The sequence below is a fragment of the Bradyrhizobium sp. WSM2254 genome, assembly GCF_000472645.1.
GTDB classification, from domain to species: Bacteria; Pseudomonadota; Alphaproteobacteria; order Rhizobiales; family Xanthobacteraceae; genus Bradyrhizobium; species Bradyrhizobium niftali.
The window spans coordinates 258,088-284,625 of sequence record NZ_KI421445.1 but is presented as its reverse complement, the minus strand read 5'-3'; the positions used below and the strand labels follow the sequence as shown (position 1 = coordinate 284,625).

Here is a 26,538-nt window from a genome sequence, read left to right as displayed (position 1 = left end):
ATCGTCAGCCGCACCAGCGCGTATCCCTAGCGGGGATGCATATCGACCGGAATTCGGCCGTGCCGCTGCACTTGCAGATCGCGGCCCACATCCGGGGCTGCATCCTGCGCGGCGTCTTTCCGGCCGGAACGCAATTTCTGGGATCGCGCGAGATCGCGCGGGAGTTGGGCTGCTCGCGCACGGTGGTGTTGACCGCGTGGGACCTGCTCTACGCCGAGGGCTATCTTGAATCGACCCCGCGCGGCAGCGTCATGGTGGCATCGGTCGCAACACCGCATGCGGAGCCGCCGTCGGTCGCGTCGCCCGCGGCCGCGCCTGCCCATATGTCGAAGCGCTGGCAATCGCTGCTCGCCTTCGACTACGAGACCAACTGGTCGTCGGAGTTCAGTCCCGGCGCGCCCGATATTTCGACGTTTCCCTTCAAGGACTGGTCGCGCCTGCTGCGCCAGGCCTGGCAAAATCCGCGCGAGCAGGAGTGCCTCGATCTCCCGCCCGAAGGTCATCCGCGGCTGCGCAGCGAGATCGCAAATTTCCTCGGCTCGGTGCGCGGCCTGGTCTGCTCGCCGGACGAAGTCGTGGTCACATCGGGCACATCAGGCGCGCTGGATTTCTGTAGCCGGATGATCCTCGATCCCGGCGATGAGGTCTGGGTCGAGGAGCCCGGCTTTGTCGAGGCGCGATGGGCGCTCACGGCGGCCGGCGCGAAGCTCGTTCCGGTTCCGGTCGACGACAAAGGGCTGGTCGTCTCGGAAGGTATCAGGCGCGCGCCGGGGGCGCGGCTGATCGTGGTCACGCCATCGCATCAATATCCGCTCGGCGTCAGCATGGGGCTGGAGCGGCGTCTCGAGCTGCTCGACTGGGCCAACAAGAACGATGTCTGGGTGATCGAGGACGACTACAATTCGGAGTTCAGGCATCAGGACAGCATGATCGCCTCGCTGCGCTCGCTCGATCGCGAGGGGCGGGTGATCTATTTCGGCGCCTTCTCGAAGATCATGATGCCGGCCTTGCGGCTCGGCTACATCGTCGCCAACAGGCATTTCATCGACGGGTTTTCCCGGGGCCGCGCGCGGATCGACGTCCACACCTCCGGCGTCGGTCAGCTGGCGCTGGCTGAGTTCATGCGCGAGGGGCATCTGCTGCGGCATCTGCGCGGGATGCGCCGGGTCTATGCCGTCAGGCGAAAGGCGTTGATCGATGCGATCGCCGCGCTGATGCCTGACGATCTGACCGTGTCCGCGGCGGTGACGGGACTGCATCTGGTGGCGCTGTTCACCGATGCGATGCGGGCGCGGATGAGTGATCGCGAGGCGGCCGCGGTCCTGAAGCAGGCCGGCATCCACGTGCAGCCACTGTCGCAGAATTTTCTGGCGCAGCCGACGCTGCAAGGCCTGGTGTTCGGCTACGGGCGGCTGCGCGTCGAGGATGCATCTCCGCTGCTTGCGAGAATCGCGGCTTGCATCGGCAGCGGCCGCCGCAATGCACCATCCGACCCGGCAATCTCGTCTCTGACTGTTCGTACAATAAAGAGAGGCTGAGGCGACCGCCGTGCATAGCTCATAGGCAGGCGAATATCCCATCATGCCGTTCGATCGCCTGCAAATTAGACAGACGATTTTGAGCGCTCCGATTGCGGTGCAGCAGGCGTCATGATTTGTGCGGAGAAATCCGTGGTGCGCTGCACTTTTCTCGCGTGGAACAGTCCTCATTGATGTGCTCCTTGCGCGGGCAGCGTTGCACCAAAACGTGCAGCAGGTGGCGCGGTGCGCGGCGTCGCTCGCGCGCTGGTCTAGTGGTTTGCGACAACTCTGGCCCTATCCCGCGCCCATCGCTCTGTCGCACGCTCGCTCATGGTGGCATGACAGGGGATGCATGATGAGCGGTCTCGGTTTGGCATTGGACGTTGCGATGGACGGGAAGGACCCGGCGTCCGGTCAGGACGTCATCCGTAGCTGACCCTGCACATGAGCGAATCCGAAAATCACTGGGAAGTCGGCACCGATATCGGTGGCACCTTCACCGATATCATCGCGATCCGGCGTGGCTCCGCGGAGGCACGGATCGCGAAGGTGCCGTCGCGCCCGCAGGCGCCCGTTCAGGCGATGCTCGAGGCCATCGAGGCGGTGGGCCTGCGCAAGAGCGAGGTCAAGCGCTTCGTCCACGGCACCACGCGCGTCACCAACGCCATCGTCGAGGGCCGGCTGCCGAAGGTGGCGCTGGTCGCGACCCAAGGCTTTGCCGATGTGCTGGAGATCGCACGTTATCGCCGCCGCGATCTCTATCGTCTCGACATTCCGCCGAAATCGCCGCCCCTTGTGCCGCCCGAACGATGTTTCGGGCTCGCCGAGCGCCTCGATCACGAAGGCCGGGTTCTGAAGGCGCTGGATGAATCGGAGATCGAGCGGCTGGTGGCGTGGCTGAAACAGACCGGCGTGCAGAGCGTCGCGGTGGCCCTGCTGCATGCCTATGCCAACCCCGTGCACGAAAAAATGCTCGGCGAGCGTCTCAAGGACGTCGTTGCCCACGTCTCGCTGTCGCACGAGGTCAATCCCGAGGCGCGCGAATATGAGCGGACCTCGGCAACCGTGTTCAACGCGGCCGCGATGCCGATCGCGGTGGAATATCTGAGCGAGCTGGAGCAGCGGCTGCCGATCGGCCCCGGCTTGCAGGTGTTTCATTCGGCCGGCGCGATGATCCCGATTTCGGCGGTGAAGCGGCGGCCGTTGGTGATGGCGATGTCGGGCCCCGCGGCTGGCGTTTCGGCCTCCGTCAGCATCGCGCGTCAGCTCGGCACATCACGCATGCTGACCTTCGACATGGGCGGCACCACGACCGACGTGTGCCTGATCGTGGACGGCCAGGCCGAGATGACCGACGGCCGCATGCTCGGTGACAAGCCGCTGCGCCAGCCGATGCTCGCGGTTCATTCCATCGGTGCCGGCGGCGGATCGATCGTGCGCAACGGTCCGGGTGGCCTGACGGTCGGCCCGGAGAGCGCCGGCTCCGAGCCGGGGCCGGCCTGCTACGGCCGCGGCGGCACCGAGCCGACGATCACGGATGCCAACGCGGTGCTCGGCTATCTCAATCCCGAAACAAAACTCGGTGACCGCATCGGGATCGATATCAAGGCCGCCGCTGATGTCATCGCCCCGATCGCCCGCGCGCTTGGACTGAGCCTGACCGAGACCGCGCTCGGCATCATCAAGGTCGCAAACGCGACGATGGCGCGTGCGCTCCGCCGCGTCACCGTCGAGCGCGGCATCGACGGGCGCGACTGCACGCTGCTCGCCTTCGGCGGCGGCGGCCCGATGCACGCCGCGGGCCTTGCCGATCTCTACGGGATTGCAGCGGTCGTCGTGCCCAGCGCATCGAGCGCGTTCTCGGCGCTGGGCTGCCTCACCGCCGATTTCAGCTTCCTCCAGCAGCAGACCTTTCGCGCGGCGCTCGATGGCATCGATCTCGCGCGCGTGTCGGAACGGATCGGGACCTTGATCGCCGATGCGTCCGCACCGCTCATCGCGAATGGGGTTGCGAAGGCGGAGATCCAGGTCGAGCTGGTAGCCTTGATGCGCTACGCGGCGCAGAACGACGCCATTCCGGTGCCATTCGCGTTGCCGCTCGACGTCGGCAGGCTCAAGAAGGATTTTCTGGCGCGGCATCACGAGCTCTTCGGCTACGCGACGAGCGAGCCCTGCGTCATCGAATCCGTGCGTGTGCAGGCGCGCCGCCCGTCGACGACCGTTGTCAGCCGGCCGGCGACCGTGGCCCGCGCGGTGTCCACCGGACAGCGTACCTGCTCGTTCGACGGCTTCCACGACATCGCAACCGCGATCATCGACCGCGCCGCAATGACCGACATCGTCAGCGGTCCCGCCATCATCGAAGACGCCTGGTCCACGGTGGTGGTGCCGCCCGGCTGGCAGGCGCGGCCCGATGCAACTGGCAATCTGTTCCTGACGCGGAGGGCGGCATGAAGCTCGATCCGTTCGTCGTCGAAGTCATCAGGCACGGGCTTTCCGCCGCCGCCGAAGAGATGAGCCTGGTGATGACGCGCTCGGCGCGTTCGCCGCTGCTGCGCGAGGCCGGCGATCTGTCGTCGGCGATCACGGACGGCCGCGGCGGTCTGGTCGGGCAGGGCCGCGACATCCCGATCCATCTCGGCGCGATGGCCTACACCGTTCCGGAACTTCTGAAGGTCGTGCCGATCGAGACCCTGAACGACGGTGACGTGCTGATCTACAATGTCGGCGCGCTCGGCGGCAATCATCTCAACGACGTCAAGGTCGTGCGTCCCGTCTTCGTCGACGGCGAGATCGTGGCGTTCGCGGTCAGCCTCGCGCACTGGCCCGATATCGGCGGCACCTGGCCCGGCAGCTATTTCGCAAAAGCCATCGACACGTTCCAGGAAGCGATGCGCATTCCGCCGGTGCTGATCGCGACTGCGGCCGGCGTCAACGCCCCGATCGTGCAGCTGCTCAAGGCCAACGTTCGCGATGCCGAATCCTGCGAGGGCGACCTGCTCGCGCAGATCGCGGCGACCAAGGCCGGCGAGAAGCGCATCGTCGAGCTCTGTCGCGAGCACGGCAAGGCGGTCTTCACGGCGACGCAGTCGCGCCTGCACGATCTCTCCGAGATCGAGATGCGCGAGGCGCTCCGCGCGCTGCCGGATGGCGTCTACGAAGGCGAGGATTACCTCGACGACGGCGGCGAGAACAACGCGCCCGCGCGCATCCACGTCAAGATCACGATTCGCGGCGATGAGGCGACCTTCGACCTCTCCGGAAGCTGCGACCGCGTCTCGAACTTCTGCAACACCACGCCGTTCATGGCGCGCTCGGCCGTCGCCTATGCCGCGCGCATCATGAGCGGACGCGACATGAACCAGAATGCGGGTGCACTCCGGCCCCTGACCATCATCACGCGCCCGGGCTCGATCCTGGAGCCGGGCTGGATGGCGTCCGTTGCCGCCGGCAACCACGAGACCTCCATGCGCATCGTCGATGCGATCTTCCGCGCGATGCAGGACACGATTCCCGAGCGGCTGTCGGCCGGCGGGGCGACCACCGCGGGCGTGCTGTTCTTTGCCGAGCCGCGGCCGAACGGTTCCTGGAAGATGCTCTACGAGGTCCATGGCGGCGGCGAGGGCGCGCGGCACGATCGGGCCGGCATGTCGGCGACCCGCGTGCATCTGTCCAACACGTCGAACACGCCGGTCGAGGTGATCGAGGCGAGCTACGCGATCCGCCTCGAGCAGCAGGCCATTCGCCGACGGTCCGGCGGCGCGGGGGCTCATCGCGGCGGTGACGGCTCCGTGCGCACCTATCGCATCCTCGCACCCTCGATGCATCTGACCACCTGCATCGAACGCATGGTGATTGCGCCGTTCGGCATGCAGGGCGGCGAGGCCGGCAAGGCCTGCCGCATCTCGCTGCTCCGGCAGGGCGCAAACGTTGCGATCGACGGCAAATCAAATCTTGTGTTGCAGCAGGACGATCTCGTCACGATCGAGATGTGCGGCGGCGGTGGCTACGGCGCCGTGGCCGCGGAATGAAGGGATTGCGATGAGCAGATTGTTGCGAACCGGGCTGAATGCGGGCGACAGCGCGCCGATGGCCGTGGTCGGCGGCGAGGGCGTCTACTTTCACCTCGCGGACGGTCGCAAGCTCATCGACGGCAGCAACACCGGCGGCGGTCTCGGGCATCGTCATCCCGCGATGGTGGAGGCGATCCGCCGTGCAGCCGATACGCCGGTCGTGAACGAAGGCTGGACCTGGGTCGGCCGCGAGCAGGCCGCCGACGACCTGATGACCACTGCGTTCAGGGGTGAAGAGGATTGGGTCGGCGCTGTCCGCTTCTGCATCAGCGGCAGCGAGGCTAACGACATGGCGCTCTCGCTCTGCCAGGCGCTGACGCAGCGTTCGGCATTGGCGACGCGCGAGCGCGCCTATCACGGCATCACCGGCCTGTCGCGCAGCATGACCGTGCAGCCGCAATGGCATGGCGGGCTCGCGGTGCACTCAGGCGGCTCGCAGCTGCCGGCACCGATGGCGCCGGTACGGATTTTGCCGGCGCCGGATGGCGCGATCTACGGCGCACCGGCCAACAATACGCCGCCGAGCGAATATCTGTCGGATGCCCCGCGCCTGCTCTCCGACACCGCGGCGACGATCATCGACTACACCCAAGGCGGCATCTATTACGACGGCGACTATCAGGACGAGGTGGCGCGCTGCGCGCGGCAGGCGGGCTCGTACTGGATTGCGGACGAGGTCGTGACCGGGGCAGGGCGCGCGGGACGCTGGTTCGCATTTCAGGGTGCCGAAAGCCGCCCCGACATCGTCACGCTCGGGAAGTCGCTCGGCGGCGGCGCGGCAGCGGTGGCCGCGGTCGTGGTGTCGAAAGATGTCGTCGAGCGGCTCAAGGGCACGAGCTGGCAGAATTACGGCACGCTGCGCGGCCATCCCATCAGCATGGCCGCCGTCAGCGCCTATCTGAAGGTCGTCAGCGACGACAGGATTTTGGATCGCGTAGCGAGCCTCGAAAAGCTGTTCGCCCGCCGCCTGCTCGCGATCGCGCAGAAGCATCCGAGCGTGCAGCGCGTGGCGGGGCAGGGGCTGCATTGGACGGTCGAGCTGCACGGTCCGGACTGGCGCACTTGGCATGCCGACACCACCGAGGTGCCGATCGCCTCGCGTGTCGCGGAGCGAGCGCTGGAGGCCGGCGCGGTGATCGGCACCAGCGGCGAGCAGACCTCACTGTTCCTGGCGCCGCCGCTGGTCATCTCCGAGCGCGAGGCTACGCTGCTGCTCGATGCGCTCGACCACGGCCTCGATATTGCCGACGAGGAGCACGGGTGAGCGCGGACCACGCAACTCCCCATCGCTCGCCGGCCTGGCCGGCGGATGAGCCCTGGCATCTCGTGATGCCGGAAGGGACGCTTTACGACGCACTGGCACGCGCGGCGAATGACCGGCCGTCCCATTCGGCGACGGTATTCTACGGCGCGAGCCTGAGTTACGCCGAGCTGCGCGCGCGCGTCGATGCCTTGGCCGGCTTCCTGCAAGGTGCTTGCGGCGTGAAGCGCGGCGACCGCGTCATGATCGCGCTTCAGAATTCGCCGCAATATGTCATGGCCTACTACGCGGTGATGCGGGCGGACGCCGTGATCGTGCCCGTCAGTCCCATGAACAAGACCGCCGAGATCGCGTATCTCGCCGAAGACAGCGGCGCCAGGGTCGCGATCCTGGGCAGCGAGCTGAGCGATGTGTTTGCGCCGCTGGTGGGTAACGCCATCACCCATGCGATCGTCGCGCAGTATCGCGACGAAGTTCCGGTCGCGACCCCCTATACGCTGCCGTCCTGCGTGACCGAAGCGCCGGCGGAGGTGCCGTCGTCGCCGGGTTGGCATTCCTGGTCGTCCGCAATCGCGCAAGGCCTGCGTCCCGGTGCAATGACCGCGGGGCCGGACGATCTGATGATCCTGCCCTATACGTCGGGCACGACGGGCAAGCCCAAGGCCTGCATGCACAGCCATCGCAGCGTGCTCTTCACGGCCGTGCTGCAGGCGCGCTGGTATAGGCTCGGTCGCGGCGACGTGATGACCGGCTTCATGCCGCTGTTCCACGTCGCGGGTATGCAGGGCTCGATGAATGCGGCGATGGTGACGGGCGCCACGCTGCTGCTGATGGCGCGGTGGGACAAGGATCTGCTGCCCGATCTGTTCGAGACCTATGGCGTGACGTTCTGGAACGCAGCCCCGACCATGATCGTCGACGTCCTCGCAAGCGCCCGGTTCCGCGACCGGTGTTTTGCGAAGCTGAAGGTGCTGACAGGCGGCGGCGCTGCGATGCCGGCGGCGGTGGCCGAGCGGCTGAAGGGACGCTTCGGCCTCGATTTCGTCGAGGGCTACGGCATGACCGAGACCATGTCGCCGACCCATCTCAACCCGATGACCGCGCCGAAGCGGCAATGCCTCGGCATCGCCGTGCAGGAGACCGACGCGCGGATCGTCGATCCCGAGAGACTGATCGAGCTGGACGACAGCGTGGTCGGTGAGATCGTCGTGCACGGGCCGCAGGTGCTGCAAGGCTACTGGAACCGCCCGCAGGCCGACGCTGAGGCGTTCATCGAACTCGCCGGCAAACGGTTCCTGCGCACGGGCGATCTCGGTTATCGCGATACCGACGGCTATTTCTTCGCCGTGGACCGCCTGAAGCGGATGATCAATGTCAGCGGCTTCAAGGTGTGGCCGGCCGAGGTGGAGGCGGCCATGTACCAGAACCGCGCCATCCGGGAGTGCTGCATCGTCTCGGCGCCGGACGATTATAGCGGCGAGACCGTCAAGGCCCTGGTGGTGCTGGACGAGGCGATGCGCGCGACGACATCGGCGGACGACATCGTTGGCTGGGCGCGTGGTGCCATGGCGAGCTACAAGGCGCCGCGCGCCGTGGTCTTTGTCGATTCCCTGCCGCGCACCGCGAGCAACAAGATCAACTGGCGGCTTTTGCAGGACGCCGAATGGGGGCGGACCGCATGAGGTGTGCCCGGCTGGAAATTCGGTGCGAGGCTGCGTTATGCTGCGCGCGTCGGACAATCATCGAAGCTGCGGCTTCGCCCAAGAGATCACCAGGAAATCGCTGATGCGTATCGTCAATGTTGCCGCCGCCCAGATGGGCCCGATTCAGAAAGCCGACAGCCGCGAGGTCGTGGTCAAGCGCATGATCGCGCTGATGGACGAAGCCAAGGCGAAGGGGGCCGACCTGATCGTCTATCCGGAACTGGCGCTGACGACATTCTTTCCGCGCTGGTACGTGGAGGACCGCGCCGAGTTCGACAACTGGTTCGAGCGCGAGATGCCGAGTGCGGCGACGAAGCCGCTGTTCGAGCGCGCTGCGCAGCATCAGATGGCGATGAATTTCGGCTATGCGGAGCTGACGCCCGACGGCCATCACTTCAACACCGCTGTTCTCACCGACAAGTCTGGCAAGATCGTCGGCAAATATCGCAAGGTCCATCTGCCGGGCCACGTGGAATACGACACCAAGCGCTCCCACCAGCACCTGGAGAAGCGCTATTTCGAGCCGGGCGATCTCGGCTTCAAGGTCTGGCGCGAGCTGGGCGGCATCATCGGCATGGCCATCTGCAACGACCGGCGTTGGCCCGAGACCTATCGCGTCATGGGCTTGCAGGGCGTCGAGATGGTGCTGATCGGCTACAACACACCGTCCGTGAATGCGGAGAAGAGCGAGGAGGGCGTCGAGAAGCGCCTGTTTCACAATCGCCTCTCGGTGCAGGCCGGCGCCTATCAGAATTCAACCTGGGTGGTCGCGGTCGGCAAGGCCGGCAATGAGGATGGCCACCCGCTGTTCGGCGGCAGCCTGATCGTCGATCCCAATGGCGAGATCGTCGCGGAGGCCAGGACGGAGGACGACGAGGTTCTGGTTCACGCGTGCGATCTCGATGCCACCATTTTCGGCAAGACCACGATCTTCGATTTTGCCCGGCATCGCCGTATCGAGCATTACGGCCTGATCACCAGCCAAACCGGCGCGGTGCCGCCGCCGGAGAAGTGACGCCGATGGCAGGCAAGGACTCATCGGGCATTCCCCTGCGCGAGCTCGATCCGCGCGACCGCTACAAGCTGCTCTGCGGCGTGGTGGTTCCGCGGCCGATCGCGCTGGTGACGACGCTGGACGAGAACGGGGCGGTCAATGCCGCGCCGTTCAGCTTCTTCAACGTCTTCTCCGAGAGCCCCGCGCTGATCGTGCTGGGGCTTCAGCACAAGGCGGATCACAGCCCGAAGGACACGACCCGCAACATCCATCGCGACGGCGAGTTCGTGGTTCACATGGTGGACGAGGGACTGTCGGGGGCAATGAACGACTGCGCGGTCGATTTTCCCTCCGGAGACAGCGAGGTCGCCGCGACCGGGCTTGCCACGCTGCCCTCCATCGATGTGAAGGTGCCGCGCCTTGCCGCGGCACCCTTTGCGCTGGAGTGCCGGCGCCACGTCGTGCTGACCTTCTCGCCCGATCGCGAACTGCTGGTCGGGGAGGTGCTCAGGATTCATGCCCGCGAGGGCCTCGTCGACGAGGCCAACATGTATGTCGATCTCGACGCCTACCGGCCGATCGGGCGCATGTTCGGCAATCTCTACACGACACAGCGGGACACGTTTGCGCTGATGCGCGAGAGCCACGCGCAATGGCTCGCGCGGCAGGACGCCAAAGAGCTGAAGGACGCCTAGTGAGCCGAGAACCGCACGGTACCCAGTGCCATGGTGACGGCCGCCTGTGTCGGGTCGATCACGGGAATACGAAGCGCGTCTTCCAACGGGCGGCGGTGGCGGGCCATGCCGGCGCAGCCCATCACGATGGCGCGGGCGCCGTCCTCGTCGCGCAGTGCGCGGCCGATATCGATCATCTTCGCCAAAGTGCCTTCGCCCGAGGCGGTTTCCGCAACGCTCATGTTGAGCGGCCGTTCGCCGGCGAGACGGTCGGTCAGTCCCATCTGCCTGAGATAGCGCATGTGTCGGGGGATCGAGCGCTGGGCAATGGCGATGACGCCAAACGTCTCGGCGCGCGCCAGCGCCGTCAGCACGCCGCACTCGGCGATGCCGAACACCGGCCGGTCGGTGCCCTCGCGGCAGACCTGAAGACCGGGATCGCTGTAACAGGCGATGACGAACGCAGCCGAGCTGTTGTCGCTTTCCACCAGCCGGCGCAGCGGCATCGCGACGCTGTCAACGTCGGCCTGGCTTTCAATGCCGAAGGGACCCTCCGCCAGGCTCTGGCAGACCAGTTCCGGCCCGCTCGCGAAACCGAGCGGCTTCAAGGCATCCTCCAGCCCTTGCGTCACCACGGGATTGGAGTTCGGATTGATAACGAGAATGCGTGGCCGGGGCATGCTGGTCTTTCTACGAAATTGCGATCACATGCCTCAAGCCTATCACGGAGTGCCTCATGACTGAACCCACCTACGACCTGATCATTCGCGGCGGCCGCGTCGCGACCACGACGGACGTGTTCGAGGCCGACGTCGCCATCTCCGGCGAGACGATCGCAGCCGTGGGCCGCGGCCTTCCGCCCGCCAAGCGCGAGATCGACGCGCGCGGCAAACTGGTGCTGCCCGGCGGCGTCGACAGCCACGCCCATATCGAGCAATTGTCCGCGGCGGGCATCATGAATGCCGATACGTTCGAGAGTGCGACCGTCTCCGCCGCGTTCGGCGGCACCACCACGGTGATCCCGTTCGCCGCCCAGCATGTCGGCATGAAGCTGCCGCAGGTGGTGGAGGACTATCACGCGCTGGCGAAGAAGGGCGCTGTGATCGACTACGCGTTCCACATGATCATTGCGGACGCGACCAGGGAGACGGTCGAGGAGCACATCCCGGCACTGGTGAAGCAGGGGCATGCCTCGATCAAGATCTTCATGACCTACGACCGGCTCAAGGTCGACGACGAGCCGCTGCTCGACATCCTCCTCGCCGCGCGGCAGTCTGGCGCGATGCTGTGCGCGCACGCCGAGAACCACGGCATCATCGCCTGGATGGTGAAGCGCCTGCTCGCGCGCGGCTACACGCTGCCGAAATACCACGCCGTCAGCCACGCCCGCGTGTCGGAGGCGGAAGCGTTCACGCGGCTGATCGGGATGGCGGCGCTGATCGATCAGCCCATCATGATCTTCCACGTTTCCACCGCCGAGGGTGCCAAGGTGATCCGCGACTCGCGCGGGCAGGGGCTCAAGGTCTTCGCCGAGACCTGTCCGCAATATCTGTTCCTCACCGCCGCCGATCTCGACAAGCCCGGCGCGGACGGCGCCAAATGGATGTGCAGCCCGCCGCCGCGCACGCATTCCGACCAGGAGGCGCTGTGGCAGGCGCTGTCGCTCGGCGATCTCCAGACCATCTCGTCGGATCACGCACCCTATCGCTTTGACGAAACCGGCAAGCTGCGCGCAGGGCCCAATCCCAACTTCAAGCAGGTCGCCAACGGCTTGCCGGGACTGGAGCTGCGCTTGCCGCTGCTGTTCGACGCGATGGTGTCGAAGGGACGCTTGGGCTTGGAAAAGTTCGTCGAGCTCACGGCGACGGCGCCCGCCAAGATCTACAATCTGCATCCGCGCAAGGGCTCGATTGCGGTTGGCGCAGACGCCGATATCGCGATCTGGGATCCCAACCGGGAGACCACGATCGCCGACGAGATGATGCACGACCTCGCCGGCTACACGCCGTTTGCAGGCCGCAAGCTGAAGGGGTGGCCTGTGTCGGTGTTGTCGCGCGGCCGCGTGATCATCGACGGCAATAAGTGCCTGGCGAGCGCCGGCAGCGGCAAGTTCCTCGCGCGCAGCGGCGGTGAGGCGGCCAGGCCCACCGGCCGGCTCGTCGCCGATATGGATCCGGAACGGAATTTTGGAGCGAAGTTGCTGTGACGGTGGATCGCTCCCGATGAAGATCGTCATCTTCGGCGGTACCGGCTTTGTCGGCCTCAATCTCGCGGAGGTGTTGCTCGCGCGCGGCCATGACGTGACGCTGTATGATCGCAAGCAATTGCCACCGGGAGCGGAACGATCCTTTGTCGATCACCGGGACCGGCTCACGGTTGTTCAGGGCGAGATCACGGACGTCGAGAGGATCGACGCGCTCGTCAAGCAGGGCTTTGATACGATCGTTCTCGGGGCCGCCATAACTGCCGGGGACCAGCTCGAACGGTCCACCACCTCGAGCATCCTCGAGATCAACGTGATGGCTCAAATACCGATCTTGAGCGCAGCGATCCGTCGTGGCGTTCGACGCGTGGTCAACCTCTCGTCCGCGTCCGCCTACGGTGCGGCGGGACAGCGCTATTCGGTATTGGACGAGGAGACGCCGTGCGATCCCGTCTCGTTCTACGCGATCAGCAAGTTCACCTCGGAGCGCTCGGTGGCACGGCTGGCCGAGCTATGGGGCGGCGATTTCCTCAGCGTCCGTCTGAGCGCCGTGTTCGGTCCGTGGGAGCGGATCGGAAAGGTACGCGACACGCCAAGCCTCCAGTTCCAGATTCTGGCCGAGTTCGCTCGCGGCGAACCGGCCCTCATGCCGGGACCCGGGATCAAGGATTGGATCTACGCTCCGGATGCGGCGGAAGCCGTGGCGGTGCTGATCGAAGCCGAGCGGCCGCGCCACCGGCTCTACAACATCTCGACCGGCGAGGCATGGTCGGCCCTGCAATGGGGCGAGGCCTTTGTGGCGCTGCACCCCGGCCTGCAATGCCGGCTGGCGGCGCCGGGCGAGAAGACGTTCATCAGGCTGCACGGCGCCGATCGCGCGCCGATGTCGGTCAAGCGGATGGCGGATGAGTTCGGCTGGCACGCGCGGTCCGGCTGCGCGGAGTCGGCCGCTGCGATGAGCGCCTGGTGGATACAGCACAAGGAAGGGATCTGACATGCGGCTGCAGGGGCGCACAGCCATCATCACCGGCGCAGGCTCCGGCATCGGCCGCGCCAGCGCGAAGCTGTTTGCGGAGGAGGGCGCCCAACTTGCTTTGGTCGATCGCGATGCCGCAGGTCTTCAGGAAACGCTGAGCCTCGTGCGCGAGGCAACGACGCATGTCGGCGACGTCGGTGATGCCGGTTTCGCCGAGAGCGTTGTCGGTGATGTCGTAGGGCGGCATGGACGGCTCGATATCCTCATGACGGCGGCCGGCTTCTCCTGCGGCGGCACGGTGCTGACGACGAGCCCGGACGATTGGGACGCGGTGTTCCGCACCAATGTCGGCGGCACCTGGCTGTGGGCGCGGGCCGCCGTGCCTCACATGCAGCGGCAGAAGAGCGGCTCGATCATCACGCTGGCGTCGCAACTCGCCATTGCCGGCGGCAAGGGTAACAGCGCCTATGTCGCCGCCAAGGGCGCGATCGTCAGTCTGACGCGGACGATGGCGGTGGATTTCGCCACCGACGGCATCCGCGTCAATGCGATTGCGCCGGGCGCGATCGACACGCCGATGCTTCGCCGCAGCTTTGCCCGTCACGCCAATGCGGAGGAGGTGCGCGAAGCCTCCCGCAACCGCCATGCCATGAAGCGGTTCGGCCAGGCGGAGGAAATCGCGCAGACGGCGCTGCATCTCGCCAGCGATGCGTCCTCGTTCACGACAGGCACCGTGATGGTGGTTGACGGAGGCTGGCTCGCGGCATGAGTGACGCGCTGACAGAGCTCGAAGCCGATATTCGCGCCGATCTCGCCATGATCGCGCATCCGGGCGCGGCATGGCTCGAACCGAAGATCGGGCCTGATGGCAAGCCGGCGCTGGACGTGCTCATCATCGGTGCCGGCCAATCCGGCATCGCCATCGGCTTCGGCCTCATGCGCTCCCGCGTCAGCAATATCCTGCTGCTCGACAAGGCCGCGGAGGGGAAGGAGGGCCCGTGGCTCACCTATGCCCGCATGCCGACGCTGCGCAGCCCGAAGGACTACACCGGCCCGGACCTCGATATTCCCAGCCTGACCTACCAGTCCTGGCACGAGGCCCGCTTCGGCAAGCAGAGCTGGCAAGAGCTCGGCCTGATCGAACGCGGTCATTGGGCCGAGTATCTGCTGTGGCTGCGCCGCACGGTCGGCTTGCCGGTGCGCAACGCTTGCGAGCTCCTGGAGATCGCGCCTGCGTCTGACGGCTTGCTCACCGCGCGCGTGAAACGGGCAGACGGTGTCGAGACGCTTTATGCGCGCAAGATCGTGCTGGCGACGGGGCAGGAGGGGATGGGCGACTGGATGATCCCGGAGCCGCTCCGCCATCTGCCATCAACCTCGGTCGCGACCGTCGCCGACGACATCGACTTCGAAAAGCTCCGCGGCAAGCGGGTCGTCGTGATCGGCGCCGGTGCATCCGCCTTCGACAACGCGGCGACCGCGCTCGAGGCTGGCGCTGCCGAGGTGCATCTGCTGTGCCGCCGCGCGCAGATCCAGGTGATCCAGCCCTATCGCTGGCTGACCTTTCGCGGCTTCCTGCGCCATCTCAGCGATCTCGACGATGCCTGGCGCTGGCGCTTCATGCGCACCATCCTCGAAATGCGGGAAGGCTTTCCGCAGCCGACCTATGATCGCTGCGCGCGTCATGCCAATTTCACATTGCACGAGGGCGCGCCGGTCGAGGCGGCCCGGGAGACGGGCAAAGGCGTCGAATTGCAGACGCCGCGCGGCGCTATCGCGGCGGATTTCGTCATCTGCGGCACCGGGATCGACATGAACTTTGCCGGGCGCGGCGAGCTCTCCACCTTCGCCGGCAACATCGCGACCTGGGCCGACCGCTATCAGCCGCCGGAGGGCGAGCGCAACCAACGGCTCGGCCGCTTTCCCTATCTCGCCGACGATTACGCCTTCACCGAGCGCGTAGCCGGCGAGACGCCGTGGATCTCCGACATCCATCTCTTCGCCATCGCCTCCACCATGAGTTTTGGCCCGTCGGGATCGTCGATCAACGCGATGACGACCGCTGTTCCGAAGCTGGTCCACGGCCTGACGCGCGGCCTGTTCCGCGCCGATATCGCGCGGCACTGGGCCTCGCTCAGCGCCTATGACGTGCCGCAGGCCGTGGTCACGCGGCCGGCACGAAAAATGGGGGAAACGCGATGATCATCCATGCGCCGCCGCGACGAAGCGCCCCCAGGAGCGCACCATGAGACTGGCGCGCAACTTGCTTGTTTCTTGACCTGCCTTGCTGGCGTTCTCTTTCGAAATTCAGGGAAAAACGAATGCGTTTTGTGTCTTTCAGGCCGGCATCCTCCGTGCTCGCCACTGTCGCGCTGCTGCTCATCACGAACGCACCTTCGCAGGCCCAAACCAGGGCGGAAACGCTGCGCTATGTGACGGGCGCATCCGTCAACACGCTTGATCCCAACATCCCCGGCTCGACGCGCGAGTCCTTCGCGCTGAGCATGAGCACCTATGACCGGCTGGTGGCGTTCGGCCGCAAGCAGCTCAACGGCAAATGGGTGTTCGATCTCGACAAGATCACCGGCGAGCTCGCCGAGTCCTACGACGTCAGTCCCGATGGACTGAAGCTCACCTTCCGCCTGCGCAAGGACGCCAAGTTCCAGGACGGCTCGCCCGTGACGGCCGAGGACGTGAAATGGTCGCTCGATCGCTGCGTCACCGCGCCGATCCTCGGCAAGGCGCAGCTCCTGACCGGCTCCTTGACGTCGGCCGATCAGTTCAAGGTGATCGATCCGCTGACCATCGAGGTGACGCTGCCGAAGCCCGACAAGCTCGCGCTGCCGAACTTGGCGACCGTCTACCCCATGATCATCAACTCGAAGTTGGCGAAAGAGCATGCGACCGCGGATGATCCCTGGGCCACCGCCTGGCTGAAGGAGCACACCGCCGGCAGCGGCGCCTATGTGGTCGAGACTTTCAAGCCGGGCGAGCAGGTCATCCTCAAGCGCGACGAGGCCTGGAACCGCGGCTCGGCCAACAAGCCCGCCTTCTTCAAGCGCGTGATCGTGCAATCCGTGCCGGAGCCGGCGACCCGCGCCAACCTGGTCGAGCGCGGCGATGCCGACATCGTCGTCGATCTCCAGGCCAGCGACGTGCAGTCGCTCGAGGCCAAGGGCAAGCTCAAGGTGATCTCCACGCCGCAATACAATGCGATCACCTTCGTCTCGATGAACAACCAGATCCCGCCCTTCGACAACGTCAATGTCCGCCGCGCCATCGCCTTTGCGCTGCCCTATGACGACATGTTCAAGGCCGCGCTGTTCGGCCGCGGCGCGCCGCTGTTCGGCGCGACCTGGGCGGACGGCAAGCCGGCGAACGGCATCTATCCGTTCCAGGCGCCGGTGAAGACCGATCTCGACAAGGCCCGCGAATATCTCAAGGCCGCCGGCCTTCCCGAAGGTTTTGCCACCACGTTCAGCTTCAATGTCGGCCAGGCCTCGACGGCCGAGCCGATGGCTTCGCTGGTGAAGGAATCGCTTGCGAAGATCGGGATCAAGGTCGACATTCAGAAGCTGCCGGATGCGCAGATGTCGACGCAGATCAACGAGAAGAAGCTGCCGTTCTTCACCGAGGGTATCGTCGCCTGGCTGCCCTCGACCGACTATTTCTACCGCAACTTCTACACCGGCAATCAGCGCTGGAATTACAGCTCCATCAACAATCCCGAGATCGCCGCGATCGCGCAGGAAGCCCGCTTCGAGCCGGACAAGGCCAAGTACGAGGAGGACGGCCGCAAGCTCAACGCCATCCACTTCAGCGAGATGCCGCAGATCCCGCTGTGGCAGCCCAACCAGGACGCGGTGATGGCGTCGTCGATCGAAGGCTATACGTACGAGTTCCATCGCCAGGTGGATTATCGCGACGTCAGCCGCAAGTGAGATCGGCAAACGAGAGAGGCTCCGAAAGGTGATGACCGGACTTGGCGCAACGATGGTGCGGGCGGGCAGGCGGCTTCTGTCGTCGCTGCCGGCGCTGTTCGGCGTGCTGGTCTTCACCTTTCTGCTGATGCGTGTCCTGCCCGGCGATCCCGCGGTGTTCTTCGCCTCCGGGCCCAACGCCGGCAAGGAGGAGATCGAGCAGATCCGCAAGCAGATGGGGCTCAACAGGCCGGTGCCGGAGCAGCTCGTGTACTATCTCTCCGACATCGGCCACGGCAATCTCGGCCGCTCCATGATGACCGGGCAGCCGGTGCTGAAGGATTTGCGCGAGCGGCTGCCGGCCTCGCTCGAGCTCACCTTCACCGCGCTCCTGATCGCGCTGATCGCGGCGGTGCCGCTCGGCGTCGTCGCGGCGCTGCGGCCGGGATCGGTCGTCGATCACGGCGTGCGGCTGTTCTGCGCGCTCGGCGTCTGCGTGCCGACTTTCGTCTCGGGCCTGCTGCTGATCTATGTCTTCTATTATCTGCTCGGGCTTGCGCCTGATCCCACCGGGCGGATCGACGTCTTCACCTCGCTGCCGCCGCAGCGCACCGGCTTTCTGTCGATCGATTTCCTGCTGGCCGGCGATTTCGAGGGCTGGTGGGCGGCCTGCAAGCAGCTGGTCCTGCCGGCCGTGAGCATGGCCCTGTTCGTCATCGCGCCGCTGGCACGGATCACGCGCGCCTCGATGCTGGTGTCGCTCGGCAGCGATTTCGTGCGCACCGCGCGCTCGGTCGGGCTGTCCTGGCGCAAGGTCGTCGTCACCTACGCGCTGCGCAATGCGATCCTTCCCGTCATCACCATCGCCGGCATCGTGTTCTCGACCATGCTGGGCGCCAACGTCCTGGTGGAGAGGGTGTTCTCCTGGCCGGGCGTTGCCTCCTACGCGCTCGATGCGTTGCTATCGTCCGACTATGCGCCGGTGCAGGGCTTCGTGCTGCTGATGGCCAGCCTGTTCGTGCTGGTCAATCTGGTCGTCGATGTCTGCTACGGCATCGCCGATCCCAGGGTATCGATCGAATGACCAGCGCCACTCTCCGTCATTCGGTCTGGATCCTGCGCGGCAATCCGCTCACGGCCGTCGCCGCGACCGGCGTTCTGCTGTTCATCGTGGTTGCGATCTTCGGCCCCTGGATCGTGCCTTACGATCCCGTGGCCTCCAACGTTTCGGAAGCGCTGCTGCCGCCGAGCGCGGCGCACATTGCCGGCACCGACCAGCTCGGGCGCGACGTGTTCAGCCGCCTCGTCATCGCGGCGCGGCTCGATCTCGCCATAGCAGTCTCGGCAGTGGGCATCTCCTTCGCGATCGGTGCCGTCGTCGGTGCGTTCTGCGGCTATGCCGGCGGCAGGCTCGACCGTGGCGTCGGCCGCTTCGTCGACGTCATGATGGCCTTTCCGCTGTTCGTGCTGGCGATGGCGATGGTTGCGGCCCTCGGCAACCGGATCGAGAACATCGTGATCGCGACCGCGATCATCAATCTTCCCTTCTACATCCGCTTCGCGCGGGCCGAGGTCAACGTCCGGCGCAATGTCGGCTGGGTCGAAGCTGCGCGCGCCTGCGGCGAGAGCCATTTCTCGGTGGTGCTGCGCTTCCTGCTGCCGAACATCCTGCCGGCGATGGCGGTGCAGATCTCGCTCAACCTCGGCTGGGCCATTCTGAATGCGGCCGGCCTGTCCTTCATCGGCCTTGGCGTCAAGCCGCCGACGCCGGAATGGGGCATCATGGTCGCGGAGGGCGCGCGCTTCATCTCGACCGGGCGGTGGTGGCTGGTGGCCTTCCCGGGCCTCGCGCTGATGCTCGCCGTGCTGTGCTTCAATCTGCTCGGTGACGGGATGCGGGACATTCTCGATCCCCGCATGCGCACATGAGCGAGGAACTGCTCAGGATCGACGATCTCCACGTCTCGTTCTCGACGCGGCGCGGCATGGTCGAGGCCGTGCGCGGCGTGACGCTCACGGTCAAGGCCGGCGAGATGCTCGGCCTCGTCGGCGAGAGCGGCTCGGGCAAGTCGGTCACCGGTTTTGCGACCACGCGGCTGCTGGATGCGGCCGGGCGCGTCACCGGCGGCAAGATCCTGTTTCGCGGGCAGGACGTGACAAAACTCCGGGGCGACGATCTCCGTCAGCTCCAGGGCGCCGCAATGTCGATGATCTTCCAGAACCCACGGGCGGCGCTCAACCCGATCCGGGCGATCGGCTTGCAGATCGCGGACGCGATCCTCACGCACAAGCGGATCTCGAAGGACGCCGCGCGCACCGAGGCACTGGAGCTGCTTCGCGCCGTCCAGATCCGCGACCCCGAGACGCGAATGAACGCCTATCCGCACGAGCTCTCCGGCGGCATGTGCCAGCGCGTCATGATCGCGATCGCGATCTCCTGCAATCCCGCGCTGCTGATTGCCGACGAGCCGACCACCGGCCTCGACGTCACCACGCAGAAGGTGGTGATGGACCTGCTGGCCGACATCGCCGCGGCGCGGGGCATGGCGACGATCCTGATCACGCACGATCTCGGGCTCGCGGCCCGCTATTGCCGCCGCATCGCGGTGATGGAGCGTGGACGCATCGTCGAGGAGGCTGGTCCCAGGACGCTCTTCTCCACGCCGCAGCACGCCTACACCAGGCGCCTCGTGGCGGCATCGCCGACCGCGACGTCACGGATCGAGGACCTCGTGACGGTGGAGGAGCGGGAGCGCCAGGCGACCTTTGTCAGCAAGCCCAGGCCGGAGCCCGCGCACGGGACGCCGCCGCTGCTGGAGGTGCGCAAGCTTGCGAAACGCTTCGACCAGGGTTCTGCGGCGGTCGCCGACTTCTCGATGACGATGGCCGGCGGCGAGAGCGTCGGCCTCGTCGGCGAGTCCGGCTCGGGCAAGAGCACGACGTCGCGGATGATCTGCCGCCTGATCGATCCGAGCGAGGGCGACATTGTGTTCGACGGGCAGTCGATCGGCCATGTGGCGTCGCGTGATTTTCACCGCTCGCCCTTGCGCAAAGACATTCAAATGGTCTTCCAGGACCCTAACGAGAGCCTCAACCCGCGCTTCACCGCCTTCGACTGCATCGCCCATCCCCTGATGCGGCTCGGCGGCATGCGGGTGGGCGAGGCGCTGCGCACGCGGGTCGAAGAATGCGCCGAGCGCGTGGGACTGCCGCTCGATCTCTTGCCGCGCTTTCCGCACCAGCTCTCGGGCGGTCAGAAGGCGCGCGTCGGCATTGCGCGCGCCATCGCCTGCCGGCCCCGGCTTCTGGTGCTGGACGAGCCCACCGCCGCGCTCGACGTCTCCGTGCAGGCGGTGGTGCTGCAACTGCTCGACCGCTTGCGGCGCGAGAACGACATCGCGCTGCTGTTCGTCAGCCACGATCTCAACGTGGTGCGCATGCTCTGCGATCGCACCATCGTGCTGCGCAATGGCGGCATCGTCGAGCAGGGCGAGAGCCGGGCGCTGTTCGACAATCCGAAGACCGACTACACGCGCAAGCTGGTCGAGGCGATCCCCCATATCGAGACCGGGCCGACGCTGGCGGCGGCGCTTTGAGGCCAGGATCGTCCAAAATGGCGGTGAGATCCCGCTGGCGAAGGCCTGGTTACTGGCATACCATTTGCACGCCAATGGGCTTCGGTTTCACCTGCTCTTGGCCAATGATTGGCCGGCATCACGGCATTACTGGGAGGACTTAATGGATCGCAGGACCGTATTGAAGGGACTGGCTGGCGCGAGCGGTCTGGCATTGACGGGTGGCCTTTCGGCCCCGGCGATCGCCCAGGGCGCAGCGGCGCGCACCCTGCGCTTCGTGCCGCAGGCCAATCTCGCCAATTTCGACCCGATCTGGGGCACGCAATATGTCGTACGCAACGCCGCGGCGATGGTCTGGGACACGCTTTACGGCGTCGATTCATCGCTCCAGCCGCAACGTCAGATGGTCGAGTCCGAGGAAGTCACCGACGACGGTATGACCTGGACGTTCAAGCTCCGATCAGGGCTCAAATTCCATGACGGCGAGCCGGTGCTGAGCAAGGACGTCGTCGCGAGCCTTGTGCGCTGGTCGGCGCGCGATCCGATGGGGCTCATGATCAAGGCGCTCCAGCAGGAGTTGACCGCCGTCGATGACCGCACCTTCAAGTTGGTGCTCAAGCAGCCCTTCCCGAAGCTGCTCTATGCGCTCGGCAAGAACAACTCGCCGTGCGCCTTCATCATGCCGGAGCGGATCGCGCAGACCGATCCGTTCAAGCAGATCACCGACTATGTCGGCTCCGGGCCGATGAAGTTCGCCAAGGGCGAATGGGTGCCCGGCGCGAAAGCGGTGTTCGAGAAGTTCGCCGACTACGCCCCGCGTCAGGAAAAGGCCTCGTGGCTCGCCGGCGGCAAGCAAATGCTGGTCGACCGCATCGAGTGGGTGGTGATGCCGGATCCGGCCACCGCTGCTGCGGCATTGCAGAATGGCGAGATCGACTGGTGGGAGAACCCGATCGCGGACCTCGTGCCGGTCCTGAAGAAGAACAAGAACATCAGCGTCGATATCGGCGATCCGCTCGGCAATGTCGGCTCGTTCCGCATGAACTTCCTGTATCCGCCCTTCAACGACGTGCGGGCGCGGCGCGCGGTGCTGATGGCGCTGAGCCAGGAAGACTACATGCGCGCAATCGTCGGCGACGACACCGCGCTCTGGAAACCGCTGCCGGGCTACTTCACGCCGGATACGCCGCTCTACACGGAAGTGGGCGGTGAGATCCTGAAGGGCAAGCGCGATCTCGACGCGGCCAAGAAGCTGCTCGCCGAGAGCGGCTATTCCGGCCAGCCGGTGACGTGTCTGGTGGCGCAGGACCAGCCGATCACCAAGGCGATGGGCGATGTGACCGCCGACCTCCTGAAGAAACTCGGCATGAATGTCGATTTCGTCGCGACCGACTGGGGCACAGTCGGCTCCCGTCGTGCGCAGAAGACGCCGCCGGGACAGGGCGGCTGGAACATGTTCCACACCTGGCATGCGGGTGCGGACTGCATCAATCCGGCCCCGTACACCGCCATTCGCGCCAATGGCGACAAGGCCTGGTTCGGCTGGCCCACCAGCCCCGGCACCGAAAAGGAGGTCACATCCTGGTTCGAGGCCAAGAACCTCGACGAGGAAAAGGCCACCATCAACCGCCTCAACAAGGCGGCGATGGATGACGTCGTCTATGCGCCGACCGGCTTCTTCCTGAGCTACACGGCGTGGCGCAAGAACGTCTCCGGCATCACAAAGGGGCCGTTGCCGTTCTTCTGGGGCGTATCGAAGTCCGCATGATCGTGCACTGAAGCCAGATGCTCTCCTACATCCTCCGTCGCATCGTCGCGACCTTGCCGGTGATGGCAATCGTCGCGCTGTTCGTGTTCAGCCTGCTTTACATCGCGCCGGGAGATCCGGCCGTGGTGATCGCGGGCGATCAGGCAAGCCCGGAGGATGTGGAGCGCATCCGCCAGAGCCTCGGTCTCGACCGGCCGTTCCTGATCCAGTTCGGAAGCTGGGTCTGGCGCATCCTGCACGGCGATCTCGGCACCTCGATCTTCACCAATCTGCCGGTCTCGACGATGATCGGGCAGCGTCTCGGACCGACGCTGTCGCTGATGATCGTCACGCTGCTGCTCACGATCGTGGTCGCGGTGCCGCTCGGCGTGGTGGCGGCGTGGAAAGCCGGCAGCCTGATCGACCGCGTCATCATGGGCTTTGCCGTGTTCGGCTTCTCGCTGCCCGTCTTCGTGGTCGGCTACATGCTTGCCTACATCTTCGCGCTCGAACTGGAATGGCTTCCGGTGCAGGGCTACACGCCGCTTGCCCAGGGCTTCTGGCCCTGGCTGGAGAATTTGATTCTGCCGGCGGTCGCGCTCGGCTGCGTCTACATCGCGCTGATCGCGCGCATCACCCGCGCCACCATGCTCGAAGTGCTGCAGCAGGACTATATCCGCACCGCGCGGGCCAAGGGCCTCGGGCAGGGCGGCATCCTGTTTGTCCACGCGCTGAAGAACGCGGCGGTGCCGATCGTGACCGTGATCGGGATCGGCATCGCGCTCCTGATCGGCGGCGCGGTCGTCACCGAAAGCGTGTTCGCGATTCCCGGCCTCGGCCGGCTCACCATCGACGCGATCCTGCGCCGCGACTATCCCGTCATCCAGGGCATCGTGCTGCTGTTCAGCTTCGTCTACGTCCTCGTCAATTTGATGATCGACGTCATCTATACGCTCGTTGACCCGAGGATCCGCTATTGACCGACACCACCGTCAATCCGCAATCGCTTCCGGCCGGCTTCGTCCTCGCGCCGCAACTGCCGGAGATCCTTCGGCCGGTCAAGATCCGTCGCGGCTTCATCGGTTTTCTGCGCGGTCATCCGACGGTCGCCATCGGCGGCGCGCTGCTGCTGATGCTGGTCCTGATCGCGATCTTCGCACCTTATCTCGGAACGGTCGATCCGACCGCGCTCGCGCCCGCCAAGCGCACGCGTGCGCCGTCGGCGGACTACTGGTTCGGCACCGACGTGCTCGGCCGCGACATCTATTCGCGCGTGCTGTTCGGCGCGCGGGTCTCGCTCACGGTCGGCCTGTCCGTTGCGATATGCGCGTCCGCTATTGGCCTTGCGATCGGCATCGTCTCCGGCTTCGTCCGCTGGGCCGACGGCATCCTGATGCGCTTCATGGACGGCCTGATGTCGATCCCGCCGATCCTGCTGGCGATCGCGCTGATGGCCTTGACGCGCGGCAGCGTCGGCAACGTCATTCTGGCCATCACCATCGCCGAGATCCCGCGCGTCTCGCGGCTCGTACGCAGCGTGGTGCTGTCGCTGCGCGAGCAGCCCTACGTGGATGCGGCGGTGGCGTGCGGCACGCGCACGCCGATGATCATCCTGCGTCATATCCTGCCCAACACGCTCGCGCCCATGCTGGTCCAGGCGACCTATATCTGCGCCAGTGCCATGATCACGGAGGCGATCCTGTCCTTCATCGGTGCCGGCACGCCGCCCACCATTCCGTCCTGGGGCAACATCATGGCCGAGGGCCGCGCGCTCTGGCAGGTCAAGCCCTATATCGTGTTCTTTCCGGCGGCCTTCCTGTCCGTCACCGTGCTTGCCGTGAATCTGCTCGGCGACGGCCTTCGCGATGCGCTCGATCCGCGCATGGCCAAGAGCCTCTGATGTATCGAGGCTGATCACCATGGCGTTGCTCGAAGTCGAGAACCTTCAGACCCACTTCCGGACGCCCAGCGGAATCAACCGCGCGGTCGACGGCGTGTCTTTCCATGTCAACGAAGGCGAGACGCTCGCCATCGTCGGCGAGTCCGGCTGCGGCAAGTCGGTGACCTCGATGTCGCTGATGCGGCTGATCCCGGAGCCGCCGGGCAGGATTGCCGGGGCCATCCGTTTCGCGGGCAGGGACCTCCTCAAACTGTCCGACCGCGAGATGCGCGCGATCCGCGGCAACGACATCTCGATGATCTTCCAGGAGCCGATGACGAGCCTCAATCCGGTCCTGACCGTCGGCCGCCAGATCCGCGAGACGCTGATGATCCACCAGGGCCTGGACAAGCAGGCCGCCGAAGCGCACGCGATCGAGATGCTGACGCTGGTCGGCATTCCCGAGCCGAAGCGGCGCGTGCGCGAATATCCGCACCAGCTTTCCGGCGGCATGCGTCAGCGCGTGATGATCGCGGTTGCGCTGGCGTGCAATCCAAAACTTCTGATCGCGGACGAGCCGACCACCGCGCTGGACGTGACCATCCAGGCGCAGATCCTGAAGCTGATGCTCGATCTCAAGAGCCGGGTCGGGGCTGCGATCATCCTCATCACGCACGATCTCGGCGTCGTCGCCGAGATCGCCGAACGCGTCATGGTGATGTATGCCGGCCGCAAGGTCGAGGAGGCGCCGGTCGCCGAGCTGTTTCGCTCGCCGCGGCATCCCTATACGCAAGGTTTGCTCGGCGCCGTGCCGCGGCTTGGCTCGTCGCTGACAGGCACCGCGAGACGGCTCGCCGAGATTCCCGGTCAGGTGCCGGATCTCCGCAAGCCCATCACCGGCTGCGTCTTCGCCGGGCGCTGTGCGCTCGCGACCGATCTCTGCCGCCAATATGCACCGGGGCTCGAAGAGAAGGCGCCTCGCCACGTCGCCGCCTGTCACTATGCGGCCAAGGGAGCCGTCGCGGCATGAGTCCTCCTCTGCTCCAGGTCAACGACCTCAAGAAGCATTTTCCGGTCAGCAAGGGTCTGTTCGGGCGCAAGTCCGAATGGGTCTATGCGGTCGACGGCGTGTCCTTCGAGATTGCGCGCGGCGAGACGCTGTCGCTGGTCGGCGAGTCCGGCTGCGGCAAATCGACGGTCGGCCGCGCCATCCTGCGGCTGTTCGACATCACTTCGGGCCAGGTCATCCTCGACGGCCAGCGCATCGACGACGCGCATCCGAGCACGATGCGCCAGATGCGCCGGCGCGTGCAGGTCGTGTTCCAGGATCCGTTCTCCAGCCTCAATCCGCGCATGCGTGTGCGCGACATTCTCGCGGAGCCGATCCGCAATTTCGGCCTCGCCAAATCCGCGGAAGATCTCGAGGTGCGCGTCACGGCGCTGATGGACACCGTTCGTCTGCCGCGCGAGGCGCTGAACCGCCGGCCGCACGAATTCTCCGGCGGCCAGCGCCAGCGCATCGGGATCGCGCGGGCGCTCGCGGCCGAGCCCGAGCTGATCGTCTGCGACGAGGCGGTCTCCGCGCTCGACGTCTCGGTCAAGGCGCAGATCGTCAATCTGCTCCAGGACCTCCAACAGAAATTCGGCCTCGCGCTGCTGTTCATCAGCCACGACCTCGCCATCGTCGAGCACATGACCCATCGCGTTGCGGTGATGTATCTCGGCAAGATCGTCGAGGTCGCGCCGCGCCGCGAGATCTTTGCCGCGCCAAGGCATCCCTACACCAAGGCGTTGCTCTCCGCGGTGCCGCTGCCCGAGCCGGGCGCCCAGCGCAACCCGATCATTCTCGGCGGCGACGTGCCGAGCCCGATCAATCCGCCGAGCGGATGCCGCTTCCACACCCGTTGTCCGTACGTGTTCGACCGTTGTCGCACGGAAGAGCCGCAGCTCCGCGCCGCCGAAGGCGATCAATGGGTGGCGTGCCATTTGGATGCATTGCCGGCGGGATGAGTC

21 protein-coding genes are annotated in these 26,538 nt (G+C 65.9%); 20 read left to right on the top strand and 1 reads right to left on the bottom strand.

Going from position 1 to position 26,538, the window contains the following annotated elements; all coding sequences use genetic code 11:
• Nucleotides 1-59 precede the first annotated feature (59 nt).
• The 7 genes from A3M7_RS0140235 to A3M7_RS0140200 all read left to right on the top strand — a co-directional run bounded on the left by A3M7_RS0140235 (nt 60) and on the right by A3M7_RS0140200 (nt 10,246).
• Nucleotides 60-1,538 carry a PLP-dependent aminotransferase family protein gene (locus A3M7_RS0140235; protein WP_245284436.1) on the top strand — a complete coding sequence of 493 codons (1,479 nt, stop codon included), beginning with the start codon at nt 60-62 and terminating at the stop codon, nt 1,536-1,538.
• Between the two features lie 426 nt (nt 1,539-1,964).
• On the top strand, nt 1,965-3,974 hold the full coding sequence (locus A3M7_RS0140225) for a hydantoinase/oxoprolinase family protein (RefSeq protein WP_027548960.1): 2,010 nt from the start codon (nt 1,965-1,967) through the stop codon (nt 3,972-3,974).
• Entirely contained in the window at nt 3,971-5,551 is a 1,581-nt protein-coding gene (locus A3M7_RS0140220) for a hydantoinase B/oxoprolinase family protein (protein ID WP_027548959.1), read from the top strand. The genes A3M7_RS0140225 and A3M7_RS0140220 overlap by 4 nt, the downstream gene beginning before the upstream one ends.
• 10 nt (nt 5,552-5,561) lie before the next feature.
• Nucleotides 5,562-6,857 carry an aminotransferase class III-fold pyridoxal phosphate-dependent enzyme gene (locus A3M7_RS0140215; protein WP_027548958.1) on the top strand — a complete coding sequence of 432 codons (1,296 nt, stop codon included), beginning with the start codon at nt 5,562-5,564 and terminating at the stop codon, nt 6,855-6,857.
• Nucleotides 6,854-8,536 (top strand): long-chain-fatty-acid--CoA ligase, encoded by a 1,683-nt coding sequence (locus tag A3M7_RS0140210; protein ID WP_027548957.1) that lies wholly within the window; start codon nt 6,854-6,856, stop codon nt 8,534-8,536. Before A3M7_RS0140215 ends, A3M7_RS0140210 begins: the two co-directional genes overlap by 4 nt.
• Nucleotides 8,537-8,639: 103 nt before the next feature.
• On the top strand, nt 8,640-9,572 hold the full coding sequence (locus A3M7_RS0140205; RefSeq protein ID WP_027548956.1) for an N-carbamoyl-D-amino-acid hydrolase: 933 nt from the start codon (nt 8,640-8,642) through the stop codon (nt 9,570-9,572).
• A 5-nt stretch (nt 9,573-9,577) separates the two neighbouring features.
• Complete coding sequence (locus A3M7_RS0140200; RefSeq protein WP_198033908.1) at nt 9,578-10,246, top strand: flavin reductase family protein; 669 nt, start codon at nt 9,578-9,580, stop codon at nt 10,244-10,246.
• Here the strand turns inward: A3M7_RS0140200 and A3M7_RS0140195 are convergent.
• A complete protein-coding gene (locus tag A3M7_RS0140195) occupies nt 10,243-10,905 on the bottom strand; it encodes an aspartate/glutamate racemase family protein (RefSeq protein ID WP_027548954.1) in 663 nt (220 codons plus the stop codon). The two genes, A3M7_RS0140200 and A3M7_RS0140195, sit on opposite strands and share 4 nt — an antisense overlap.
• A gap of 56 nt (nt 10,906-10,961) precedes the next feature.
• Here A3M7_RS0140195 and hydA point away from each other — a divergent pair, with 56 nt between their 5' ends.
• The 13 genes from hydA (at nt 10,962) to A3M7_RS0140130 (ending at nt 26,535) form a co-directional block, all read left to right on the top strand.
• A complete protein-coding gene (gene hydA, locus A3M7_RS0140190; RefSeq protein WP_027548953.1) occupies nt 10,962-12,431 on the top strand; it encodes a dihydropyrimidinase in 1,470 nt (489 codons plus the stop codon).
• A 16-nt stretch (nt 12,432-12,447) separates the two neighbouring features.
• Nucleotides 12,448-13,422, top strand: a complete 975-nt coding sequence (locus A3M7_RS0140185; RefSeq protein ID WP_027548952.1) for an NAD(P)-dependent oxidoreductase — start codon at nt 12,448-12,450, stop codon at nt 13,420-13,422.
• A gap of 1 nt (nt 13,423) precedes the next feature.
• Nucleotides 13,424-14,173 carry an SDR family oxidoreductase gene (locus A3M7_RS0140180; protein WP_027548951.1) on the top strand — a complete coding sequence of 250 codons (750 nt, stop codon included), beginning with the start codon at nt 13,424-13,426 and terminating at the stop codon, nt 14,171-14,173.
• Nucleotides 14,170-15,606 carry an NAD(P)-binding domain-containing protein gene (locus tag A3M7_RS0140175; protein ID WP_027548950.1) on the top strand — a complete coding sequence of 479 codons (1,437 nt, stop codon included), beginning with the start codon at nt 14,170-14,172 and terminating at the stop codon, nt 15,604-15,606. Before A3M7_RS0140180 ends, A3M7_RS0140175 begins: the two co-directional genes overlap by 4 nt.
• Before the next feature lie 119 nt (nt 15,607-15,725).
• Nucleotides 15,726-17,345, top strand: a complete 1,620-nt coding sequence (locus A3M7_RS0140170; protein ID WP_027548949.1) for an ABC transporter substrate-binding protein — start codon at nt 15,726-15,728, stop codon at nt 17,343-17,345.
• Nucleotides 17,346-17,373: 28 nt separating this feature from the next.
• Nucleotides 17,374-18,408: an ABC transporter permease gene (locus A3M7_RS0140165; RefSeq protein WP_027548948.1), complete on the top strand. Its 1,035-nt coding sequence runs from the start codon at nt 17,374-17,376 to the stop codon at nt 18,406-18,408.
• On the top strand, nt 18,405-19,253 hold the full coding sequence (locus tag A3M7_RS0140160) for an ABC transporter permease (RefSeq protein WP_027548947.1): 849 nt from the start codon (nt 18,405-18,407) through the stop codon (nt 19,251-19,253). The genes A3M7_RS0140165 and A3M7_RS0140160 overlap by 4 nt, the downstream gene beginning before the upstream one ends.
• On the top strand, nt 19,250-20,920 hold the full coding sequence (gene nikE / locus A3M7_RS0140155; protein WP_027548946.1) for an ABC transporter ATP-binding protein: 1,671 nt from the start codon (nt 19,250-19,252) through the stop codon (nt 20,918-20,920). Before A3M7_RS0140160 ends, nikE begins: the two co-directional genes overlap by 4 nt.
• 142 nt (nt 20,921-21,062) lie before the next feature.
• Nucleotides 21,063-22,667: an ABC transporter substrate-binding protein gene (locus A3M7_RS0140150; RefSeq protein WP_027548945.1), complete on the top strand. Its 1,605-nt coding sequence runs from the start codon at nt 21,063-21,065 to the stop codon at nt 22,665-22,667.
• Nucleotides 22,668-22,684: 17 nt separating this feature from the next.
• A complete protein-coding gene (locus A3M7_RS0140145; RefSeq protein ID WP_027548944.1) occupies nt 22,685-23,626 on the top strand; it encodes an ABC transporter permease in 942 nt (313 codons plus the stop codon).
• Nucleotides 23,623-24,546, top strand: coding sequence for an ABC transporter permease (locus A3M7_RS0140140; protein WP_027548943.1), 924 nt, complete (start codon nt 23,623-23,625; stop codon nt 24,544-24,546). The genes A3M7_RS0140145 and A3M7_RS0140140 overlap by 4 nt, the downstream gene beginning before the upstream one ends.
• Nucleotides 24,547-24,565: 19 nt before the next feature.
• Nucleotides 24,566-25,555 carry an ABC transporter ATP-binding protein gene (locus A3M7_RS0140135; RefSeq protein ID WP_027548942.1) on the top strand — a complete coding sequence of 330 codons (990 nt, stop codon included), beginning with the start codon at nt 24,566-24,568 and terminating at the stop codon, nt 25,553-25,555.
• Complete coding sequence (locus tag A3M7_RS0140130; protein WP_027548941.1) at nt 25,552-26,535, top strand: ABC transporter ATP-binding protein; 984 nt, start codon at nt 25,552-25,554, stop codon at nt 26,533-26,535. Before A3M7_RS0140135 ends, A3M7_RS0140130 begins: the two co-directional genes overlap by 4 nt.
• Nucleotides 26,536-26,538: the final 3 nt, after the last annotated feature.

Excerpts from the sequence above, each read along its gene's own strand:
- A3M7_RS0140130 (WP_027548941.1), top strand. The coding sequence starts at position 25,552 with ATGAGTCCTCCTCTGCTCCAGGTCAACGACCTCAAGAAGCATTTTCCG.
- nikE (WP_027548946.1), top strand. The coding sequence starts at position 19,250 with ATGAGCGAGGAACTGCTCAGGATCGACGATCTCCACGTCTCGTTCTCG.
- A3M7_RS0140170 (WP_027548949.1), top strand. The coding sequence starts at position 15,726 with ATGCGTTTTGTGTCTTTCAGGCCGGCATCCTCCGTGCTCGCCACTGTC.
- A3M7_RS0140225 (WP_027548960.1), top strand. The coding sequence starts at position 1,965 with ATGAGCGAATCCGAAAATCACTGGGAAGTCGGCACCGATATCGGTGGC.
- A3M7_RS0140175 (WP_027548950.1), top strand. The coding sequence starts at position 14,170 with ATGAGTGACGCGCTGACAGAGCTCGAAGCCGATATTCGCGCCGATCTC.
- A3M7_RS0140195 (WP_027548954.1), bottom strand. The coding sequence starts at position 10,905 with ATGCCCCGGCCACGCATTCTCGTTATCAATCCGAACTCCAATCCCGTG.
- A3M7_RS0140220 (WP_027548959.1), top strand. The coding sequence starts at position 3,971 with ATGAAGCTCGATCCGTTCGTCGTCGAAGTCATCAGGCACGGGCTTTCC.
- hydA (WP_027548953.1), top strand. The coding sequence starts at position 10,962 with ATGACTGAACCCACCTACGACCTGATCATTCGCGGCGGCCGCGTCGCG.
- A3M7_RS0140160 (WP_027548947.1), top strand. The coding sequence starts at position 18,405 with ATGACCAGCGCCACTCTCCGTCATTCGGTCTGGATCCTGCGCGGCAAT.
- A3M7_RS0140185 (WP_027548952.1), top strand. The coding sequence starts at position 12,448 with ATGAAGATCGTCATCTTCGGCGGTACCGGCTTTGTCGGCCTCAATCTC.
- A3M7_RS0140215 (WP_027548958.1), top strand. The coding sequence starts at position 5,562 with ATGAGCAGATTGTTGCGAACCGGGCTGAATGCGGGCGACAGCGCGCCG.
- A3M7_RS0140200 (WP_198033908.1), top strand. The coding sequence starts at position 9,578 with ATGGCAGGCAAGGACTCATCGGGCATTCCCCTGCGCGAGCTCGATCCG.
- A3M7_RS0140135 (WP_027548942.1), top strand. The coding sequence starts at position 24,566 with ATGGCGTTGCTCGAAGTCGAGAACCTTCAGACCCACTTCCGGACGCCC.
- A3M7_RS0140205 (WP_027548956.1), top strand. The coding sequence starts at position 8,640 with ATGCGTATCGTCAATGTTGCCGCCGCCCAGATGGGCCCGATTCAGAAA.
- A3M7_RS0140150 (WP_027548945.1), top strand. The coding sequence starts at position 21,063 with ATGGATCGCAGGACCGTATTGAAGGGACTGGCTGGCGCGAGCGGTCTG.
- A3M7_RS0140145 (WP_027548944.1), top strand. The coding sequence starts at position 22,685 with ATGCTCTCCTACATCCTCCGTCGCATCGTCGCGACCTTGCCGGTGATG.
- A3M7_RS0140180 (WP_027548951.1), top strand. The coding sequence starts at position 13,424 with ATGCGGCTGCAGGGGCGCACAGCCATCATCACCGGCGCAGGCTCCGGC.